The following is a 20,939-nucleotide window of genomic DNA, read 5'->3' on the forward strand; positions in this document are numbered from 1 at the left end:
CTCCAACCGCAAATGCATTTTATCATAACAGTGCTTTGATAGCGTCCGTTATCTCTTTATCGGTTTTCTCCATTCCATATCCCTGAATGACTTTTCTAACCACCCGGTCCTGATCTAATATAAAGAAGAAAGGTGCCGCGCCATATGTCCGGTATGACTTGACAATGCCTTCATCACCACATAAGAATCTATAGTTTATCTGGTTCTTATCCGCATAAGTCCGCAGCGAATGAGGTTTGCGTCCCCAGGTTTCTATAGAAACCACTTCAAATTCATCGGCATTGAACTTCTCTTTCAGCCCGTTCAGAAAGGGAATGGATGCATGACAAGCACCGCATCCGATACCGGTCAGATTCACTAAAAGCACTTTACTCTTAAGATTAGATAACGACACCGGATTCTCGTACATATCTTTCAACATCCAGTCGGGAGCTTTCTTCCCTATAAGTTCTCTTGCCGAAAGTTGGGTAGTCTTTCCTTTCTCACCATACTTGCGGATTTCATAGTCTTGGGGCAAATAATCATATAAGTTAAAATCGGCCATTGACAATTGATTCAACACTACATCCGAACATATATTGGCAGAAATCTGATGCGACATTTCCCTGCGGACTTTATAAGGCAAATCATCCGATTTATTAATCCACAGTTCGTAAATCGAGGTCGGGTCCCCCAAGTCAAAAGGAGGCTTCGGTATGTAGTACGCTTTTCCAAAAAATTCAACCTGTCTGTCTTCATGTATCACCAACTTGAAGTAATACGCTTCTCCTAAATCCTTCCATTCGGTTGTGATGCTATCCCCCGTACTCAAAGCATATCCGATGATATTCCGGCTGTAACAGAAAAACGGAGGACCCACCAACCTGAAAGGAAGTTTTCTGGTCGTGAAATCATCGATCATAATCCCTTTATGCTCATGAAAACTTATCATTTTCACTTTTCCATCATAACCAAATTCAAATCGCGTCGTATCTTTGGCGTTAAGAGCCACATAACTTGCACCGATAGTCGAATCAGAAGGATTAGTGTATTCTTTAATAAACCGAAAAGAATTAGTTATAGCAGTCGTATCACCGGGTTGCCAGGACTGAGATTGTTCATGGTAAGAAGCTGATTCTACCTTATCAAGATTACTTAGAACTTTTTTCAAATAAGTTCTCATATCCACATCATTCTTACCACAGACATTCATGACTAATAAGAATGAAATAACAGATAATAAAATGGACTTCATAGTACTTTATATTTTAGACATACACAAATATAGCCAATGAAAGTAGAAATCAACAACCGGCATCTTAACTTTTATACTTAATAATAATATTATAGTATCTACTAACTTTTCATAGAAAGTCAGAGTTTTAAAAGCCTAAAAACAAACAGATGCATATATCTCTATTTTAACATCAAAAAGAAACTATTTTCCCTTTTTGAACAACACACTTTATATTAAAAACCGGTGCAGCAGAAGAATACAACGCATAGATATGACATTTACATACAGAAAGTTGCATCATATTGAGTAAATATGCTATTTCATATAACAAAAGACCTTACTCTTTTCCAAAAAGAAGTAAGTGTTTTCCCGAAAAGAAGTTAGTCTTTTGTTCGGAAGAAGCTAATCTTTTGTCCGAAAGAAGTTAATAACGCAAAAGAAGGCGTAAAATACAAGTTTCCTGAAATTATCGGAGGCTTCAGAAGGGATATGTGTCAACTATCATTTTAAAGGTTCAATCCGACCTACAACGACAGAAGATGTCTAAAAACAAGGATCACCAACCATATGCTTGATAAAAAGGTAAAATCACATCATTTTGATTCTGTCTGATGGGAAAATAAGAGCCTTTTCGGAAGCAGTCGCAAACGAGGCCGGAAAGAAACGAATACAGACCGTATTGAAAATACAGAATGATACTTCATTGTGTATCTGTCAAAATGCAAATTTTCGCCTCAGCCGTTTTCCTTTCCTCTGCTCTTTACCACTCTTACTTCTTCCGCACCAAAAACTGCCTGATCTTCTCCCTGTCTCCTACCACCCAAACCAAATCTCCCAATTGGAAAACTATAGCCTGATTCACCGGAACCAATTCACCCTCTCGTTCAAGGGCTACGACGAGACTATCATATCTTTTTCCTAACCGGGACTGGGCAATGCTTTTGTTCAGAAACGGAAAATCTTCATCTACCGTAAATGAATGAAGCGTCACATCTTGTTTTATGTTCTTTTCATCCGGCAAATCCTGTCTGTTCTCAAGTTCCGTCCGGAACTCTTGCAGCTGTCCGCCTGTTCCGACCACTACTAACTTATCCTGCGGATAAATTCGTTCGGAACTTTGTGGAATGTATATTCTCCGCTCCCCTCTGACAATACTTACTATATTGACACCAAACTCCCGCCTGAAAGGGAGTTCATCCAATGACTGACCGATATAAGACGAATAAGGAGACACCCAAACGGAAGTCAGCTCAACATCTTTGTCATTAAACTCACTGTTAAAACGACTTTTCAGAGGATAACGTTTGCGGGCAGCTTCTTCCCTTCCGTTCAGATTGGTCAGGAAGTGTGTTTCCAGATGCGAATATTGCGTGAGATTCTCCCTGAAAATAAGAATCAATGCCAATACGGCAACGGCTATCACAATGCCTATCCCATAATTGAGGCTGAAGTAACTGATAACGACCCCTGCAATGAAAAAGACGGCAACCGACACACGGAACAAAATCAGCGCGACCAACCGTCCGTGATTGTAATTATCATCATTCCACAACTTAAAAAACACATCCGGGGAATTATACTTATCTGAAACAAGTGCCCACAGGAAAGGTGTCATCAACAGAAGTGTGACCAGACACATCCCTATGTTTACCCATCGCCCGGGAGCATCGAACATCTCGTTTATCGTGGGATAAACGGTTTGCACAGACAATAACCAAATCGCCGTGAGAAGGACACTATAGATAATCACTCTTCCGACAATCGTCTTCAACAACCGCTTCCAATCGCTGTCATGATTGACCGTCTTCTTACCGGAAGCATAGCGATCCAGACTTTTCCTGGTTTTAGGCGGAAGTATTTTATAAAGCCATTCGGCAAACGGATTTGCCAACCGGATGAAATAAGGAGTTGTGAATGTAGTAATCACCGATACCGCAACAATAATCGGAGGGATAAAACTATCCAGTACTTTGAGTGAAGCCCCCAGCCCTGCGATAATGAAAGCGAACTCTCCTATCTGAGCAAGGCTGAATCCTGACTTGACGGAAACCTTCAACGGTTCACCGGATAATAAAACTCCCAATGAAGAAAATATGGATTTACCCACAAGAGTTACCAAAGTAATGATGACCACCGGCCAGGCATACTGCACCAAGACAGCCGGATTGACCAACATACCGACAGAGACAAAGAAAATAGCTCCGAAAAGATCTTTCACCGGCTGGATGATATGTTCTATGTGTTCGGCCTCAACCGTCTCGGCAAGGATAGATCCCATAATGAAAGCACCCAGTGCAGCCGAGAATCCTGTACGGGTAGCCAACACAACCATTCCCAGACAAAGTCCCAGCGAAACGATCAGTAAGGTTTCGTTATTCATCAGCCGTTTTGCTTTTTTCAAAAAGAACGGAAGGATAAATATCCCAATCAGGAACCATAGGATCAGAAAGAAAACAACCTTCAACACACTCATCAACAGCTCTTCACCTACAAACTCCTTACTCACTGCCATTGTAGAAAGGATGACCATCATCAGGATAGCGATCAGATCTTCAACTACCAATGTCCCGAATACAACACCCGTGAAGCGTTGGTTACGTAAGCCGAGATCATCAAACGCTTTGATAATAATCGTTGTTGACGACATGGACAACATACCCCCCAGAAAAATAGAATTCATTGTGCTCCAACCTAACAGATGTCCTACCATATAACCGATCAGCAACATGCTGATAACTTCGGTGGTTGCCGTGATAAAGGCAGCTGACCCAACATTTATTAATTTCTTAAAACTAAACTCCAACCCAAGGGCGAAAAGTAAAAAAACAACTCCTATCTCAGCCCAGATATTGATGTTCTCAATATCACCTACAGTCGGGAAAATCTGCACGTAAGGTCCCGCCAATAATCCGGCGACGATATATCCCAGTACCAAGGGTTGTTTCAACCATTTGAACAAAAGGGTAATGATACTTGCGGACATCAGTATTAGGGCAAGGTCGGCAATTAAGGTAGGTAAGTGTGACATGGCATGTATATTTCGTTAGTAATTCATTCCGTTTATGCTCTTTTATTTGTAAAAAAGAACAATCGACAGTCTATTTGTGTTTCGTCTATATGACATTTATTTTGAAACAAAGCGCCGTTGGTCATTGCACAAAATTGAACTTTTCGTGCAAAAAGTATCCACTCTATCCAATATTTCTCTATATTTATCCCCGAATTGGTTCGGAATCCGTGGTCAACGGACGAAGATTAAAAGGGAATCGGGTGTAAATCCCGGACAGTCCCGCTGCTGTGAAGCTCTATATAACATCTTATCAATAAACCAATTACAAACCACTGACGGAAAAAGAAACGTCGGGAAGGTCCGATAAGATGTAGAGTCAGTCAGAAGACCTGCCATTCAATGAATAAGAGCTTTTTTACCTCGTGGGTTAGGAAAGAAAGCATCGTTGTTAAGCCCCAAATCGTAGAAATACTGTGTTTTCATCGGGTGGACTCATGTCCGCAGGGTGGAAAGCATGAATATGTGTATTCCATTTAATTGAGAAATGAATATGATTAAAAGAATCTTAGTCGCCAACCGCGGCGAAATAGCCGTGAGGGTGATGCGCTCCTGCCGGGAGATGGAAATAACGAGCATTGCCGTTTTCTCGGAAGCGGACCGAACAGCGAAGCATGTGCTCTATGCCGACGAAGCTTACTGCATCGGCCCGGCAGCATCGAAAGAGAGTTATCTGAATATAGAAAAGATTATCGAAGTGGCAAAGTCGTGCCGCGCAGACGCCATCCACCCGGGATACGGGTTCTTGTCCGAAAATGCAACCTTTGCCCGTCGTTGTCGTGAAGAGGGGATCATCTTCATCGGTCCGGACCCGGAAACCATGGAGGCGATGGGAGATAAGATTTCGGCACGTATCAAGATGATAGAAGCCGGTGTACCGGTGGTTCCGGGTACTCAAGAAAACCTGAAGAGCCTTGAAGAAGCGGTAGAACTCTGCAATCAAATCGGCTATCCGGTAATGCTGAAAGCCTCGATGGGAGGTGGTGGAAAGGGTATGCGGCTGATTCATCGTGCAGATGAAGTGGAAGAGGCCTACACAACCGCCAAGAGCGAATCACTTTCGTCATTCGGCGACGACACGGTTTACCTGGAGAAATTTGTAGAAGAACCGCATCACATTGAGTTCCAGATTCTGGGCGACAAGCATGGCAACGTGATTCATCTGTGCGAACGTGAATGTTCGGTGCAACGCCGCAACCAGAAGATTGTGGAAGAGAGCCCTTCGGTGTTCGTCACTCCTGAACTACGCCGGGATATGGGAGAAAAAGCAGTGGCCGCCGCCAAAGCCGTGAACTATGTCGGAGCGGGAACCATCGAATTTCTGGTGGACAAGCACCGCAACTATTACTTCCTGGAAATGAACACGCGCCTGCAAGTGGAACATCCGATTACCGAAGAGGTAGTCGGCGTAGATTTAGTGAAAGAGCAGATTAAAGTGGCCGAAGGACAGGTGTTGCAACTGAAACAGGAAGATATCCAGCAACGCGGACATGCCATCGAATGCCGCATCTGCGCAGAAGATACAGAAATGAACTTCATGCCCAGCCCGGGTGTCATCAAGCAGATTACGGAGCCAAACGGCATCGGGGTGCGCATCGACAGCTATGTATACGAAGGTTACGAGATTCCGATTTATTATGACCCGATGATCGGCAAGCTGATTGTATGGGCAACCACACGCGAATACGCCATCGAACGAATGCGCCGTGTACTCCACGAATATAAGCTGACAGGAGTAAAGAACAACATCAGTTATCTGCGCGCCATCATGGATACTCCCGACTTTGTGGAAGGGCATTACGATACGGGATTCATCAGCAAAAACGGGGAAGTGCTCCAACACTGCATCACCCGTACCAGCGAACGTGCAGAGAACATCGCACTGATCGCCGCTTACATGGATTACCTGATGAACCTGGAGGAGAATAACAGCGGACTGGCTGCGGACAACCGCCCGATCAGCAAATGGAAAGAATTCGGACTGCACAAAGGGGTATTAAGAATATAGAAGAGTATGGAAATACATATAGGGAATCGCGTGGCCGAGATAGAACTGGTCAGCAAAGAAGATAACAAAGTGGTACTCACCATCGACGGAAAAACGTTCGAAGCGGACGTTGTCATGGCAGAGAACGGGAATTGCAACATCCTGATGGACGGACGCAGCTCCAACGCCCAACTGATTCGCAAAGAGAACGGAAAGAGTTACAAAGTGAATACACACTACAGCAGTTTCAATGTCGAGATTGTGGACAGTCAGGCAAAATATCTGCGGATGCGCAAGAAAGGTGAAGAAACACAGAACGACCGCATCATTTCGCCCATGCCGGGCAAGGTAGTGAAAATCCCCGTCAGTGTGGGACAGGAGATGAAAGCCGGAGAAACTGTCATCGTCATCGAAGCGATGAAGATGCAGAGTAACTACAAGGTGACTTCGGACTGCCGGATTAAAGAGATTCTGGTACAGGAAGGTGATAATATCGCCGGAGACCAGACGCTGATAACGTTAGAATAACGAATAATAGAAAGACAATGGAAGAAGTAAATAAAGCCTATGCCACGTTCGAAGAGCGTGACCGTATCGCTTCCCAAGGCGGAGGCGCTGCCAAGATTGAAATACAACATGCGAGCGGAAAGATGACTGCCCGCGAACGCATCGATATGTTACTGGACAAGGGAACATTTGTGGAACTTGACAAGCTGATGGTGCACCGCTGCACCAACTATGGCATGGACCGTAACAAGGTTCCGGGCGACGGTGTGGTGTCGGGTTACGGAAAGATCGACGGCCGTCAAGTGTTTGTCTACGCTTACGACTTCACCGTTTACGGTGGTTCACTCTCGGCATCGAATGCCAAGAAGATAGTCAAGGTACAACAACTGGCTTTGAAGAATGGCGCGCCGATCATCGCACTGAACGACTCGGGCGGTGCACGTATCCAGGAAGGAATCGAAAGCCTGTCGGGCTATGCCGACATCTTTTACCAGAACACGATGGCAAGCGGCGTGATCCCGCAGATTTCGGCTATCCTCGGTCCATGCGCCGGAGGTGCCTGCTACTCTCCGGCACTGACGGATTTCATCTTTATGGTGAAGGAGAAAAGCCATATGTTCGTCACCGGACCGGATGTGGTAAAGACGGTGATCCACGAAGAAGTCAGCAAAGAAGAACTGGGCGGTGCCATGACGCACAGCAGCAAGAGTGGTGTAACGCATTTCATAGCAAACACCGAGGAAGAATTGCTGATGTCGATCCGCGAGCTGCTCTCCTTCCTCCCGCAAAACAATATGGACGAAACGCGCAAGCAGAACTGCACCGATGACATCAACCGCGAAGATGCATCACTCGGCAGCATTATCCCCGCCGACCCGAACATACCGTATGATATGAAAGAGATCATCGAACGGGTTGTTGACGAGGGCTACTTCTTTGAAGTGATGCAGAACTTTGCCAAAAACATCATCATCGGTTTTGCCCGCTTAGCCGGACGCTCGGTAGGTATCGTGGCCAACCAGCCGGCATACCTGGCGGGTGTGCTCGACATCGATGCCAGCGACAAGGCAAGCCGTTTCATCCGCTTCTGCGACTGTTTCAACATTCCTCTGATTACGTTCGAAGACGTTCCGGGCTTCCTGCCGGGATATACGCAGGAGAACAACGGCATCATCCGCCACGGTGCCAAAATAGTGTATGCCTTTGCCGAGGCCACAGTGCCCAAGCTGACTGTGATCACCCGCAAGGCCTATGGTGGCGCTTACATCGTGATGAACTCCAAGCAGACGGGGGCGGACGTGAACTTTGCCTACCCGAGTGCGGAAATTGCCGTGATGGGTGCCGAGGGAGCCGTAAACATCCTGTTCCGCAAGGCAGACGCAGAGAGCAAAGCCAAAGAACTGGATGCCTACAAAGAGAAGTTTGCCACTCCATACCAGGCTGCCGAACTGGGATTCATCGACGAGATCATCCTGCCGAAGCAAACCCGTAAACGCTTGATACAGGCATTGGAGATGACGGAAAACAAAATGCAGACGAATCCGCCGAAGAAACACGGAAACATGCCGCTGTAGGCACAGCAGGCGGACCAAGCAGAGAGAGGGTATATGCGCGGGGGCAAGGCGACCGGAACAAGATTTCGCACGTCTCCCCGCATTTTTCAGGAAGTTTTATCCTATATTTGCGTCAGCTAACTCCAAAACCTTTCATCTTATGCCCACTAAGCGCCTTTTCGTCCCCGATGACATTCTCCGTCCGGCACAGCCGGGTGAAAACAAGAACATACGCCTGCTCCAATACGTCAACTCTACCACACAGGAAAACTTCGACGCTTTCCTGACGCACCATGCCCTGGTATACATCCTCTCCGGGGTGAAGCAGATCAAGGTAGGGAGCAATCAGTTTGACATCCGCCCCGGAGAACTGTTTCTGATACCAAGGGGAGAGTACGTGATGTCGGAATACATTACCGGCGAACATGGGTTCCGCAGCCTGATGTTGTTTTTCAGCAAACGGGTTGCGCAAGGACTGGCCGAACAACTGAGCGGATGTTTGCCGGAACGTATATCGGAAAGGATGCCGACAAAAAGAGAAGCCATAAAGATCATTCCCCACAACCGGGAAATAGAGAAACTGTTTTCTTCGTTGGAGGAATACAGCAAGAGTAAGAGTCCGTTTATGTGCGAACTGATCCGGCTGAAATTTACCGAACTGGTATACCTGCTTCTGGACAGTCCTTACCGGCAACTGATAGCTTCCTTCCTCCTGGATGCGGCACGAAGCGAAAGCCCGGCACTGTCAGCCGTGCTCGACCGGCATTTGTATTCCCCGGCCACCGTCAACGAACTGGCTATGCTTTCCGGCAGAAGCCTGTCGAGCTTTAAGCGGGAGTTTGCCCAGGAATATGGTGAAGCTCCCCGCGGATGGATACGCAGAAAAAAACTGGAACGCGCTGCTTATCTGCTCGACACGTCGGACAAAACGATCGAAGAAGTAACGGACGCGAGCGGATTTGTAAGTGCGGCACACTTTGCCCGGCTCTTTAAAGAGCAATATCAGATGACACCTACTGAATATAGGGGGAGGAATGATGAATGATGGGCGAAAAGCGATGAACGATGGACGAGAAGTGAGAAATGGAGATGATCGAAGACCTATATATAAGGTGTGGGAAGCTGCCGGAACGAAGCATTCGTAAACGTACCCTGAACCAAACAGACCGGAGACTGAACCAAACGGGCAACAACCCGTTCTCTATTTGCCTGTATCTTTGCTGCATGAAATTCATCTTATGAAATACAAGATCAGCTTATGAAAACTAAATTCTTTACTCCCATCCTATTGATCACCTTCTCGGCTACCGCTCTGTGTTGCCAAAGCAAAAAACAAAACCAGCCGACGGAAAAGGCACAGCAACCGGAAACAACGATCATCAGTGACAGCATTCGTTTCTGCGAAAGCACGTACCCCTATCAGGGAGGTATCCTGATCGCCAACTTCGGAACGGAGCAGCTCAATCCACTCAACACGGAAGGCAGGGGATACATCGCCTACCATAAAGATAACCGGACGGAAATCCTGATTCCTGCCGACGGCAACCTCTCCGGACCGAAAGGAATGTTTGTTCGTGACGAGCACCTGTTCATCTGCGATGTCAACAAAATCGTAGTCTACAACCTACAAGCACCGGAGAAAGCACCGCAAGTCGTCCTGCTGCCCGAAGGCAACCTTTTCGTAAACGACCTCGTGGCGGAAGGGAATACACTTTATGCTTCTGTCACCAATACAGGAAAAATCTTCAGCATCGACATCAGTGACCCGGGCGCAGTAGGGATTCCTGCCGAATGGGTGAGCATCGCCGGACCTAACGGGCTGATTATCGAAAACGGAACCATGTACGTCGCCTCTTATCCCGCTGACGGGAAGACAACGGACAACAATGTCATCTATCAGATTACCGACCTGAGCAAACCCGTTCCGGAGAAGTTCATCACCACCCCGGGACAATATGACGGTATCGCCCTCTCTGCCGACAAGAAAACGATGTACATCACCAACTGGACACCCGCACAAGTTTGTGCCGTCGACATGAATACCCGAAAGATCACGCCACTCGACATTAACCCGGAGAAACCGCTGTCCGGCCCGGCAGATATCACGGTAGCCTCCGGAACGATGTATATTCCGGACCTGCCCAACAGCAGGGTCATCGTTTATCCAATGTAAGATTCGGTTCATAATCCGTCATTACTTATACTAAGAATTCCCTTATCCCAGCTTTTCCCATCCATTGAGAAAGTTGAGATAAGGGAATCTTCCGTCTATTGGAAGGCCGTTTTCGGGATGATTATCCTTTCAGGAACTCCGCTCAGAGAGCCCCCCGATTAACGGCCTATATAACCCCGTGCTCACCGCTCCCGCATCTCTGCCACAAACTCGTCGGTGGTGTAGACCTTCTCTGCCAGCAGGGTGAAGTTGATGAACGCTGCCGTATCGGCGTCCAGTCCGGGGAGCTTGGCAGAGGCCGTAGCGTCAAAGACGACGGCTGCCTCGAATCCGCGTTCCTGCAACTCGCGCAGATGGGACTCCGCGCAGAGGTTGCCGGACATGCCGCACACCACTACCTTGTTCACCCCACGCTTGCGGAGTTGAAGAATCAGGTCATTGTTTTCCGGCCCGTACAGTTTGTGGGGTGCCGTGACGATGATATTCGTGCCCCCGTCGATATAGGGTTTGTAGAGTTCCAGCCAGTCGGCACCCGAACCTTCGAAACCCTCGCCGGTCAACTGTCCCCGGCGTTCGAACATGCCCGTGTCGTGCATCAGTTTCTCGATGGGACCTTCGAAAAGCCATTGGTGATCATGCTTATAGTAATAGTGCGGGGAGATGAATACCAGCATGCCTTTTGCGGCTGCCACCTCGAAGATGCGGCGGAGGTTTTCCACCGTGCCATTCTTCTGTATATTCTCTCCGAAAGCGCCCCAGCCCAGACCGTTCTCGCTCAGGAAATCGTTCTGAGGGTCTGTCATTACAATCGCTGTGTGTTCGTCAATGACGAACGGGGTGTTGATACCTTCCATAATCTTTTTTTGTTTTTAGATGTTTATACTCCTTTTAGCTCAGGGTGCGGCGTCGGTGTACCGCTTGTTTTCCGACTTTGCAAAGATCGGCATTCCACACAGGACAGGAAAGGGCCATATGGCCGGATAAGTTAGCAATTCTTCCCGAATAAGAAGAAAATCATGCTATCTTGTCCTATGAGGAAAGGAAATGGATCAGAAGAGGGAACGGAGACACCTATTTATATATAAAAGTCTTATAACAAACAGGTTTTAGAGAGTGGAAACGCCACTCTTCCCCGCCTTCGGGAACAATTGCCTATTCAATGTGTGATATCGCTCTTTCCCGAGCAGCGATAAGCACCGATCTTTGCAACATCAGATTTAAACAACTAAAACAATCCCACGAACGTTATGAAAAAGAATTTATTAATTTTAGTCACACTGCTGACTTCGGCAACGATCTCGGCACAGAACGGAGGAACCATTATGAAGAAGTATGAGAACCAATTGCCGCAAGCCGGCAGGGGAAATGTGCACGTTGCCTACCAAGGCAAGGCCATCGACCAAATGATTTACGATTTTATGGAAGAACAGGGAATACCGGGCATGACGCTTGCCATCGTACAGGCGCCTTACATCCCCCGGGTGGTGGGCTACGGAGTGACTGATTTCACGAAAGGAAACCTCGCCGCCGCCAAGACGCTTTGGCCCATCGGCCCTATCTCGCAAGGATATGCTGCCGTGGCGGTGATGCAACTCTACGAACGGGGCAAACTCGACCTGAACGACCCCGTCGGCAAGTACCTGAAGGATGTGCCGGAAAGCTGGAAACCGGTCAGCATCCTCCAGTTGATGCAGCACAGCTCGGGCATCGCCGACTACCGCGCGCAGAAGGGTTTCGACGTCTCTGCCGATTATCGTCCGGAACAGTTGATCGAGACCGTAGCCGCACTGCCACTGGCCTTCGAACCGGGAACGGATGTGAAGCAGAGCGCCACGAACTTCCTGCTGCTGACTTCCATCATCGAGAAGGCGGGCAAAATGCCTTACCACGATTTCGTGAAGAAGTATCAGATTGACTACCTGGGACTGCGGCAGACTTTCTTCGGAGAAGACCTGGCGAAAGTAAAACAGGAGGACGTGACCACTAAGGGCAACGTGCACCAGACATTCAAGAAGGACCGGGACTATATCAACCCCTCGGAAACAACGACCGGATACGTTGAAAAAGACGGCCGGCTCGTCGCAGCGCCTGCTGTCAGCCCTACGGCACTGAAAGGTTTCTCCGACATCTGGGCATCGGCGGAGAACGTTTCCCATTGGGACATCGGACTGGCGGGAAGCGCCTTGATCGAGAAACCGGAAAACCGTGACATCGTGTACAAGCCCACCCGGCTGGCCAACGGCAAGGTGGTCCCCGCCATGGCAGGCTGGCAGTTCTATAACCACAACGGGCTGATGGACATCAAAGGCGACGTATCGGGACATTCGGCTTTCCTGAGCCGTTTCACCGACGCTTCGGAACTGGTATGCGTCACCCTGCTCGCCAACAAGGAGGGAGTGGACCTGACGAACCTGGGACGCCGCATTGCCGCCGCTTTCGACAGCGCCAAGATGGGCACGGGAGCCAACGATAACCTACTTTACACCTACGAGAGCCAGTTCAGCGTAGACGAAACCATGGGACGCATCAAGCAGACGCTCCGGGCAATGGGAATCCCTGTCTTCGCCAAATTCGACCACGGAAAGAACGCAGAAGAGGTAGGCTTGACGCTTCGCCCGAACCAGGTGATTGTCTTCGGTTCGCCGAAAGTGGGCACAAAGCTGATGCAGGACAATCCGAGCATCTCGATCGAATTGCCGCTGAAGATCTCCGTTTGGGAGGATAAGAACGGCAGTGTATGGGCCACTTTCCCACAGATGCAGGTGATGGCGGCCGAATACGGGCTGGAAGCGGAACCGGTGATCGGAAAGATGCAGGAATTGCTGGAAAAGATCGTGATTAAGGGGGCAAGCGTGTATTGACTCCATGCCCGAGGGCATTCTTAAAATAAACACAGAAACGGGGAAATCACAAGCGGTTATGGGACAACGCGCAACGTGACTTTCCCCATTTCATTCGGGTCCTCCCCGTTTCTATTTTCCTCCTACCGGCAGGCAGACTTCAAACCTCGCCCCCTCACCCGCTTCGGACTCCGCACGAATCTCTCCGCCGAAATGTTCCACAATCGTCTTGCAGATGGCAAGTCCCAACCCTGTTCCTTGAACAAAAGAATCTCCTTTATAAAAGCGCTCAAAAACATGCGCGATCACCTCCTCCGACATTCCCTTCCCGGTGTCTTCGACAAACAGCTCTACGTCCTTCTCCCCCCTCCGGCGATAGCCTATCCGGATGCTGCCCCGGCTCGTAAACTTTATCGCGTTATTGATCAGATTGTTCACCACCTGCTCCAGCCTTACCGGGTCCGCAGTAATCGACACATCCTCTGCGGGCAGATCCGCAATCAGTTCTACACCAGGCTTCACGTTCAGACGCTGCATGCGGGCTATGTCGGCAAACATCTTGTTCAGTGAGAAAACCGAAACGTTAAACTCCATGGTGTTCGATTCAATCTTCGAAAGATCCAGAATATCCGAAATCAGGAACATCAGCAACTGCCCGTTCTTCTCTATCAACGCAGCATACTCCTCGATGTCCTCCGGCCTTAAATCGGACTGCTCGCTCACCAGCAGTGTGGAAAAACCCACGATGGCATTCAGCGGAGTACGGATCTCGTGACTCATATTGGCCAGGAAAGCACTCTTCAACCGGTCGCTCCGCTGTGCCTTCCGGAGGGCATCGTTCAGCCTGTCCTCTATATCTTTATGCCGCTGCGTACTCATGCAGATACCTACAATACGGAACGGCAGATCTGACAGTTGCCCCACATAAGTAGACTGCCCCTCGAACCACTCCCAGCCCCCGTCTCCCCGGCGCAGACGATAAGGTACGGGTGCCTCGTACAAGTTTCCCGTCAACTGCCCGGCAAGGGCGTCGAAAAGTACCTTCCGGTCATCGGGATGCACCAAGTCGGAAAACTGTTCCATGGTCAGCGTATAATCTTGAGTCGGAATCTTCAGGTAGTCGAAATAACGCGGATCAATCACCATCAGGTTCCGCTCCATGTCGAACGACCAGGAAAAGATATGTGTTTTGCTCAGGGCGATATTCAGCACATGCCGTTGCGTCCGTTCTTCAAGCACATTGCGCAGGTAGACGATCATCTTGATCAAGCGCCCGCTTTCATAAATCCCCACAATGCCGCCTTGAATCAGGAAGCTGATATTGGAACGGGGTTCGCGAATGAAGCAATTGGTAGAAAACAAAATGTTGCGCTTTCCGCTCTGTATCTCTTCCAGAAACCGGGGCAAAAGGTTCTCCTTGTCCTGGATCAGTTCGATGATGTCAACTGCCTGCCGCCCGGCAACCTGCCTCAAATCCAGTTGCAGTTCTTCCAGCAACAACTTGTTCATCCGTTCTATCTTCCCGTCAGCGCCGAGGACAAGAATGCTCAGCGGCCACACATCAAACAGTTGCCTGCATACGGCATCTCCCACCAGCGCCTTTTTGAGCGCCCGCCTCTGCCCGTAGAGGCACTTCACCGCCACACACAAGGCAAACACGACAATAAGCAGCAAAACAATAACCGTAATCAGACTATTGTCCCCAATGGCCAAAGAAGAAAAAAAGACAGGAAAAACAAAGGTGTTGAATGAAGATCGGTTCATATAAATTCAGTTGTGTCAAGGCACAAAGATCGTACTAATATCAGTTATCGGCAACGGATCGGGTTGGAAATAATATTCTATTATTCTCACAAAATATTCCATCGTGTACGGATTGACCACTTTTAACTATGACAGGAAAAGCCCCGTACAGAATTAACAAGTCATTAACTATATTAGACCGTAATATAATGACTTTTGCAACCAAAAAGGGATCTCAGCGTTATAGCAAACAAAAGAACATGCTTACTCCAGAATTAAATATATCGGCCAATTTCACCACTGCCGACCGCATCAGCAGCGAAACACTGTGGGCATATTGTGCCGAACTCAAAAAGACAAAAGCCGTCATATTTGCCCTCTGCATACGGGGGCGTGTCAAGGCAATGATCAACCTGGTGCAATACAATATCGGTCCCGGTACGATGATCGCTATCCCCTCAGAAAGTTTCGTACAAGTGCTGAAGACATCGGACGATGTGCAGCTGCATGCGGTACTCTTTTCACTTGCGTTCATCCACGAAACCCACTTGGACAGATCGATCATCCATACGTTCTACATCATCAACGAACACCCCTTGCTCCCATTGTCCCCGAAAATTTTCGGCATCTACGTCCAGACTTTCGCGCTTTTGACACACATCCATAAAGACGCTCCGTTCCTTTTCAGTCATGCCACACTGAAGTCTATGCTTGAAGCACTCCTACAGGGGTTCACAGAGCTCAGTCAGCGAAAAGCGTTGTCGCAGGTAGCGCCCGCCAACAAACATTCCGCCGTCTTTCGCCAGTTTGTCCGACTGGTACAGGAGAATCATGCCCGCCAACATCAGGTACAGTTTTATGCGGCCGAAATGGGAATGAAATCAACTACCCTCTGCCACATCATAAAGAAAGAATCGGGCGGACAGACAGCAATGGAAATCATCAACAGTATCCTGATCCTGGCTGCCCGAACCCTGCTGCGAACCACACCCACTCCGGTGAAAGACATTGCCTTGAACCTGGGATTCAACAACGCGGCGTTCTTCAATAAGTTTTTCAAGAAGCAAGTGGGGATGACCCCACAGAAGTTCCGGAACGCAGAGAAATAAGGTCAGACCTACGAAACAGGCGGACCGAAACGAGTTTCAACAACTATACAGTCATCTCAAACCCCGTATCCGTCCGCCTGTCCTATATTAGTCGCACTTATTGGATGGCCTGTGTGCGGATAATGAAAAGTTTATTATCCTTTTTCCTTCAGAATCACGTCGTGTGCCCCGCCTTCTACGATACTGGTAGACGAAACCAATGTAATCTTGGCGTTTTGCTGCAAATCGGGAATGGTAACGGCACCGCAACTGCACATCGTAGCTTTGATCTTGCTCAGTGTGGCAGCCAGATTATCTTTCATCTTACCGGCATAAGGCACGTAACTATCGACTCCCTCTTCGAACTTCAAAGATTCCGTTCCGCCCATATCATAGCGCTGCCAGTTCTGGGCACGGTTCGAACCTTCTCCCCAGTACTCTTTCACATAATTGTTCTTGATGCAGAGCTTCTTTGTAGGCGATTCGTCGAAACGGGCAAAGTAACGGCCCATCATCAGGAAATCGGCCCCCATGGCAAGGGCAAGCACCATATGATAGTCGTGCACCAGTCCGCCGTCGCTGCAAATAGGCACATAGATGCCTGTGCGTGCCTGATATTCGTCACGGGCACGAGCCACGTCCTGCAAGGCAGTCGCCTGTCCGCGTCCGATACCTTTCTGTTCACGGGTGATGCAGATAGATCCACCGCCAATGCCCACTTTCACGAAGTCCGCACCGGCTTCCGCCAGATAGAGGAAGCCTTCTTTATCTACCACGTTACCGGCACCTACCAGTACTTTATCCCCATACTGCTGCTTGATCCATTGCAGGGTCTCGCATTGCCATTCCGAATAGCCGTCCGAAGAATCGATGCAAAGCACATCCACTCCTGCTTCTACCAGAGCAGGTACACGTTCCTGATAGTCACGGGTATTGATACCGGCACCCACCAGCAATTTCTTATCGGGGCTTGACACCTCGTTAGGGTTTTCCTTGTGGCTGTCGTAATCTTTGCGGAAAACGAAATAAGCCAGACGGCCGTCCTTGTCGATGATGGGAAGAGTGTTGAGTTTGTGGTCCCAGATAATCTGGTTCGCTTCGCTCAGTGTCAGTCCCACTTCGCCTACAATCAGCTTGTCGAAAGGGGTCATGAAGTCTTTGATCTTTTTGTCCAGCGGATCTCTGGAAAGGCGATAGTCGCGGCTGGTTACCAATCCCAGAAGATGTCCGTTCGGTGTGCCGTCATCCGTGATTCCGATGGTAGAGTGTCCGGTCTGACGAAGCAGGCGAAGTACATCATCCAACGTATGTTCCGGTGTCAGGTTCGAGTCACTGGTCACGAAACCGGCTTTAAATTTCTTCACTTTCCGCACCATTTCCGCCTGACTGGCGATGGGTTGCGAGCCGAAGATAAACGAGAGTCCTCCGTTGCGTGCCAGCTCGATAGCCAGTTCGGGACCGGAAACCGACTGCATGATTGCCGAAACGAAAGGAATGTTCAATTCGATTGCTGCTTGTGTGCCTGCCGCATGTTTCACCAGCGGGGTGCGTAAAGATACATTGGAAGGTACACACTGTTTGGTGGTAAGACCGGGAATAAGTAAATATTCACCGAAAGTTCTTGATACTTCTTCTACGTAAACTGCCATAAGATAAGTTGTTTTTTGGCATGCAAAATTACATCTTTCTTTTTAATTATGTGACAGGGACAGGGGTATTTTTTTCAATTATCCCTTCACAGTATCCTAATTCTTCTGCCGTCCGTCCATTCAGGCACGGATATTATTGATAAGTCTCAAACGTATGTCCCCCTTTCCGGAGTTGGCCGGCATATTGCTGCAAGGCGGCATCGGATATGCCCAAAGGTTCTGACAATACAGACATAGCCTGATTTCTTTAGTTCACCGGCAAAGGTAATACAAACCGGACTACGTCATGCTTTCCTTATAGATTTAATCCGAAACCGGCATCCCTGCTTTTAAATTAACAGAAAACAACGCCATTTAGCAAACACTTTCGTACCTCCGGTGTTATTCATTACCATACTATAAATAACTACCGCTTATGTCACAAGAAATGAAAGCATTCTCCGGAATGAAAACTACACGGAATTTCAGTTTCAGTCATTCCGAAGTCATTATCAACAGCACACCGGGCAGAAAAGTTGTTCTGGAATCGACTCTGTTGGAACAGTCGCCAATTGAAAAAGGATGTGGAGATGCCTCTTCACAGGCATGGAAGGCGACTCCGGCAGAAAGCCGGACAAGGCCTGTGTATAACGAGATCTGGTATACATAAGCAACCGCCTTTCCTGTTTTTATTCAATCACACACAAGAGCCGGATACTTCGGTTCCATCCGGAGAATGCGTCGTTTGGATACGCATCCTACAGGGGGACATCTGTTACCTTAAATGCCGACTTCATTTACGTGCCGGGATAACCGGTTTTACGTACCGGGGTAAATGGTTTTACGTGCCGGGGTAAACGGTTTTACGTGCCGGGGTAAATGGCTTTACGTGCCGGGGTAAACGGTTTTACATTGAAAGAAAAATATAGGTAAATACAATCTGCTGATTATCAAGATTACCGGGACGGATGTCGCAACTACGCATTTCCCAGAGAACTCCTATTTTATACCCGCCAACCTCGCCCTGTACTCCATCGGCGAAACCCCTTCGTGACGTTTGAAATACCGGCCAAGATAAGATTGGTCGGGGAAGCTCAGGCGGTCGGCTATCTCCTGGATACTGAGATCGGTGGACTGGAGGAGGACTTTGATCTCCAAGGCCGTGAAATCATCAATCACTTTTTTGGCTGAGCCGCCCATAAGGGAGCGGCAGATGCTCGTCAGGTATTTGGTAGAAATGCAGAGACGGTCAGCGTAGAACACAACGTCGCGCTGCGAACAACAATGCTCGTGCACCAAGGTGACGAACTTATGAAAAAGCTCGTTCGGACGGTTGCCGCCTTCGATCTCTTTATGGGTGAAAAGGCGGTGCACTTTGTCGTATACATCGAGCAGGAAGCTTTGCAGGTGGTTGCGGGCTATCTGGTTGCGGAAGCGGTGGTCGGTGTCGGCGAAGATGGCGCCGGTGGCGTGCAGAAGACCATTGATGGGGGCGGTAAATTCGGGAGGGAGCGTATAGCAGGGCTTCTCCTTGAGGAAGCGGAAGAAGGAGGGTTCGAAGCGGATGCAGGCTTCACGGAACATCTCGATGTGGGAGGCGAAAAAGGAGATCTGCAGGTCTTCGCTCTTCTCTTCAAGGGTGATGACGGAGCCGGGCAGGAGGACAACCTGGGTATTGGGGGTGATCTCGTATTTCTTCAGGTCGATGGCAAGCGTGGCATGACCGCTGCGGCAGTAGAGAATGATGGCACAGTTGAGCTTGTGCAACCGGTTGTAGAAAGGGGCGAAGTCGTCGGTTCCTGCCACGAAGGGCTGGTCGAGAGTGAGAGTGAGCGGATTACTTTTTTCCATATCGTGTTCTTTATTTCGCCTGCAAAGGTAGGTCTTTTTAGTGAATTAGGCGAAAAGTTGTTCCGATTATGAACAATAGTGGGGCGGGTATGAAAAGCTGCCGAAGGGGAAAACGCTCTACCTTTGCCGCGACAAAATTAAATAGGAACTATGATTGAAAGTGAAACAGGCCGTGATACTGGCCTGCTGTCTGGCCGTCGGGGGATGCAAGCAAGCACCGCAGGCAAACGTGGAGTCGGGATACAAAGTGATGACCCTCGCGCCTGCCGACCGGACGCTATCGAGTACGTATTCGGCAACGATACGCGGACGACAAGACATCGAGATCTATCCGCAGGTAGGCGGCACGCTGACGCAGGTGTGTGTCAGCGAGGGGGAACGGGTGAAACGGGGACAGTCGCTGTTCGTCATCGACCAAGTGCCTTACGAAGCTGCCTTGCAGACTGCCCTGGCAAACGTGGAGGCGGCAAAGGCGTCGCTGGCCACAGCACAACTGACGTATGACAGCAAGCAGGAATTGTACAGGCAGAACGTAGTGTCCGCCTTCGACCTGAGCACGGCAAAGAACTCCCTCCTGGCAGCGCAGGCGCAACTGGCGCAGATGAAGGCACAGGAGGTGAACGCACGCAACAACTTATCGTATACGCTGGTGAAGAGTCCGGCGGACGGAGTAGTGGGCACGCTGCCCTACCGGGTGGGAGCACTGGTGAGCGCCAGCCTGCCGGAACCGCTGACTACCGTTTCGGACAACTCGGACATGTACGTCTACTTCTCAATGACGGAGAACCAGCTCTTAGGACTGATCCGCCGTTACGGATCGAAGGAGGAAGCCTTGAAACAGATGCCGGAAATCGGCCTGCAACTGAACGACCGTTCGGACTATCCGCAGGCGGGACGGATCGAGACGATCAGCGGGGTGATAGACCGCACGACGGGAACGGTGAGCCTGCGGGCGGTGTTTCCCAACCGGGAAGGGCTGCTGCATAGCGGCGGCGCCGGAAACGTGATCGTGCCGACGGAGAAGACGGGAGCGCTGGTGATTCCGCAAGCGGCCACATTCGAAGTACAGGACAAGGTATTTGTATATAAGGTAGTGGACGGCAAGGCGCAATCGGCTCCGGTACAGGTGACGCGCGTCAACGGCGGACAGGAGTACATCGTGGAGAGCGGGCTACAGACCGGTGACGTGATCGTGGCCGAAGGCGTCGGACTGCTCCGGGAAGGAACGGAGATCAAAGCGGTGAACGAGGAACGGTGAACGCTCATCGTATGCAATAAAACAAAGA

At 49.2% G+C, this 20,939-nt stretch carries 15 protein-coding genes and 1 riboswitch; of the genes, 9 read left to right on the forward strand and 6 right to left on the reverse strand.

The window, feature by feature from the left end:
- Window positions 1-22: 22 nt before the first annotated feature.
- Both R3O62_RS20875 and R3O62_RS20880 read right to left on the reverse strand, forming a co-directional pair.
- Window positions 23-1,234, reverse strand: coding sequence for a peroxiredoxin family protein (locus R3O62_RS20875; protein ID WP_005782739.1), 1,212 nt, complete (start codon window positions 1,232-1,234; stop codon window positions 23-25).
- A gap of 751 nt (window positions 1,235-1,985) precedes the next feature.
- Window positions 1,986-4,244, reverse strand: a complete 2,259-nt coding sequence (locus R3O62_RS20880) for a cation:proton antiporter (protein ID WP_165016675.1) — start codon at window positions 4,242-4,244, stop codon at window positions 1,986-1,988.
- A 179-nt stretch (window positions 4,245-4,423) separates the two neighbouring features.
- A riboswitch (cobalamin riboswitch) is annotated at window positions 4,424-4,638 on the forward strand.
- Window positions 4,639-4,776: 138 nt separating this feature from the next.
- Between R3O62_RS20880 and accC the strand changes: the two genes are divergently transcribed.
- From accC to R3O62_RS20905, 5 genes are all read left to right on the forward strand, one after another.
- On the forward strand, window positions 4,777-6,291 hold the full coding sequence (gene accC / locus R3O62_RS20885; RefSeq protein WP_005808006.1) for an acetyl-CoA carboxylase biotin carboxylase subunit: 1,515 nt from the start codon (window positions 4,777-4,779) through the stop codon (window positions 6,289-6,291).
- A 6-nt stretch (window positions 6,292-6,297) separates the two neighbouring features.
- A complete protein-coding gene (locus R3O62_RS20890) occupies window positions 6,298-6,798 on the forward strand; it encodes an acetyl-CoA carboxylase biotin carboxyl carrier protein subunit (protein WP_005782744.1) in 501 nt (166 codons plus the stop codon).
- 17 nt (window positions 6,799-6,815) lie between these two features.
- Entirely contained in the window at window positions 6,816-8,351 is a 1,536-nt protein-coding gene (locus tag R3O62_RS20895) for an acyl-CoA carboxylase subunit beta (protein ID WP_005782746.1), read from the forward strand.
- 139 nt (window positions 8,352-8,490) lie between these two features.
- A complete protein-coding gene (locus R3O62_RS20900) occupies window positions 8,491-9,375 on the forward strand; it encodes an AraC family transcriptional regulator (protein ID WP_005821482.1) in 885 nt (294 codons plus the stop codon).
- A gap of 213 nt (window positions 9,376-9,588) precedes the next feature.
- Window positions 9,589-10,503 (forward strand): YncE family protein, encoded by a 915-nt coding sequence (locus R3O62_RS20905; RefSeq protein WP_005782752.1) that lies wholly within the window; start codon window positions 9,589-9,591, stop codon window positions 10,501-10,503.
- A 182-nt stretch (window positions 10,504-10,685) separates the two neighbouring features.
- Here the strand turns inward: R3O62_RS20905 and R3O62_RS20910 are convergent, their stop codons facing one another.
- A complete protein-coding gene (locus tag R3O62_RS20910; RefSeq protein ID WP_188520966.1) occupies window positions 10,686-11,357 on the reverse strand; it encodes an isochorismatase family protein in 672 nt (223 codons plus the stop codon).
- Between the two features lie 393 nt (window positions 11,358-11,750).
- Here R3O62_RS20910 and R3O62_RS20915 point away from each other — a divergent pair, with 393 nt between their 5' ends.
- The gene (locus R3O62_RS20915) at window positions 11,751-13,364 is read left to right on the forward strand and encodes a serine hydrolase (protein ID WP_317472476.1); all 1,614 of its coding nucleotides are present in this window, start codon (window positions 11,751-11,753) and stop codon (window positions 13,362-13,364) included.
- A 111-nt stretch (window positions 13,365-13,475) separates the two neighbouring features.
- On the opposite strand, the gene R3O62_RS20920 is transcribed toward R3O62_RS20915, so the two are convergent.
- Window positions 13,476-15,107, reverse strand: coding sequence for a sensor histidine kinase (locus R3O62_RS20920; protein WP_005808018.1), 1,632 nt, complete (start codon window positions 15,105-15,107; stop codon window positions 13,476-13,478).
- Window positions 15,108-15,346: 239 nt separating this feature from the next.
- Between R3O62_RS20920 and R3O62_RS20925 the strand changes: the two genes are divergently transcribed.
- Window positions 15,347-16,195: a helix-turn-helix domain-containing protein gene (locus tag R3O62_RS20925; RefSeq protein ID WP_032531656.1), complete on the forward strand. Its 849-nt coding sequence runs from the start codon at window positions 15,347-15,349 to the stop codon at window positions 16,193-16,195.
- 134 nt (window positions 16,196-16,329) lie between these two features.
- Here the strand turns inward: R3O62_RS20925 and R3O62_RS20930 are convergent, their stop codons facing one another.
- Window positions 16,330-17,823, reverse strand: a complete 1,494-nt coding sequence (locus R3O62_RS20930) for an IMP dehydrogenase (protein WP_005782761.1) — start codon at window positions 17,821-17,823, stop codon at window positions 16,330-16,332.
- Between the two features lie 415 nt (window positions 17,824-18,238).
- On the opposite strand from R3O62_RS20930, the gene R3O62_RS20935 reads away from it, so the two are divergent.
- Window positions 18,239-18,472: a hypothetical protein gene (locus tag R3O62_RS20935; RefSeq protein ID WP_005808025.1), complete on the forward strand. Its 234-nt coding sequence runs from the start codon at window positions 18,239-18,241 to the stop codon at window positions 18,470-18,472.
- A 329-nt stretch (window positions 18,473-18,801) separates the two neighbouring features.
- Here the strand turns inward: R3O62_RS20935 and R3O62_RS20940 are convergent, their stop codons facing one another.
- Complete coding sequence (locus tag R3O62_RS20940) at window positions 18,802-19,653, reverse strand: helix-turn-helix domain-containing protein (RefSeq protein WP_005782765.1); 852 nt, start codon at window positions 19,651-19,653, stop codon at window positions 18,802-18,804.
- A gap of 160 nt (window positions 19,654-19,813) precedes the next feature.
- Here R3O62_RS20940 and R3O62_RS20945 point away from each other — a divergent pair, with 160 nt between their 5' ends.
- Complete coding sequence (locus R3O62_RS20945; RefSeq protein WP_317472543.1) at window positions 19,814-20,911, forward strand: efflux RND transporter periplasmic adaptor subunit; 1,098 nt, start codon at window positions 19,814-19,816, stop codon at window positions 20,909-20,911.
- Window positions 20,912-20,939 lie beyond the last annotated feature (28 nt).

The organism is Bacteroides hominis (assembly GCF_033042785.2).
Classification (GTDB): domain Bacteria; phylum Bacteroidota; class Bacteroidia; order Bacteroidales; family Bacteroidaceae; genus Bacteroides; species Bacteroides hominis.

Excerpts from the sequence above, each read along its gene's own strand:
- R3O62_RS20905 (WP_005782752.1), top strand. The coding sequence starts at position 9,589 with ATGAAAACTAAATTCTTTACTCCCATCCTATTGATCACCTTCTCGGCT.
- R3O62_RS20915 (WP_317472476.1), top strand. The coding sequence starts at position 11,751 with ATGAAAAAGAATTTATTAATTTTAGTCACACTGCTGACTTCGGCAACG.
- R3O62_RS20880 (WP_165016675.1), bottom strand. The coding sequence starts at position 4,244 with ATGTCACACTTACCTACCTTAATTGCCGACCTTGCCCTAATACTGATG.
- R3O62_RS20940 (WP_005782765.1), bottom strand. The coding sequence starts at position 19,653 with ATGGAAAAAAGTAATCCGCTCACTCTCACTCTCGACCAGCCCTTCGTG.
- accC (WP_005808006.1), top strand. The coding sequence starts at position 4,777 with ATGATTAAAAGAATCTTAGTCGCCAACCGCGGCGAAATAGCCGTGAGG.
- R3O62_RS20875 (WP_005782739.1), bottom strand. The coding sequence starts at position 1,234 with ATGAAGTCCATTTTATTATCTGTTATTTCATTCTTATTAGTCATGAAT.
- R3O62_RS20925 (WP_032531656.1), top strand. The coding sequence starts at position 15,347 with ATGCTTACTCCAGAATTAAATATATCGGCCAATTTCACCACTGCCGAC.
- R3O62_RS20890 (WP_005782744.1), top strand. The coding sequence starts at position 6,298 with ATGGAAATACATATAGGGAATCGCGTGGCCGAGATAGAACTGGTCAGC.
- R3O62_RS20930 (WP_005782761.1), bottom strand. The coding sequence starts at position 17,823 with ATGGCAGTTTACGTAGAAGAAGTATCAAGAACTTTCGGTGAATATTTA.
- R3O62_RS20920 (WP_005808018.1), bottom strand. The coding sequence starts at position 15,107 with ATGAACCGATCTTCATTCAACACCTTTGTTTTTCCTGTCTTTTTTTCT.
- R3O62_RS20895 (WP_005782746.1), top strand. The coding sequence starts at position 6,816 with ATGGAAGAAGTAAATAAAGCCTATGCCACGTTCGAAGAGCGTGACCGT.
- R3O62_RS20910 (WP_188520966.1), bottom strand. The coding sequence starts at position 11,357 with ATGGAAGGTATCAACACCCCGTTCGTCATTGACGAACACACAGCGATT.
- R3O62_RS20935 (WP_005808025.1), top strand. The coding sequence starts at position 18,239 with ATGTCACAAGAAATGAAAGCATTCTCCGGAATGAAAACTACACGGAAT.
- R3O62_RS20900 (WP_005821482.1), top strand. The coding sequence starts at position 8,491 with ATGCCCACTAAGCGCCTTTTCGTCCCCGATGACATTCTCCGTCCGGCA.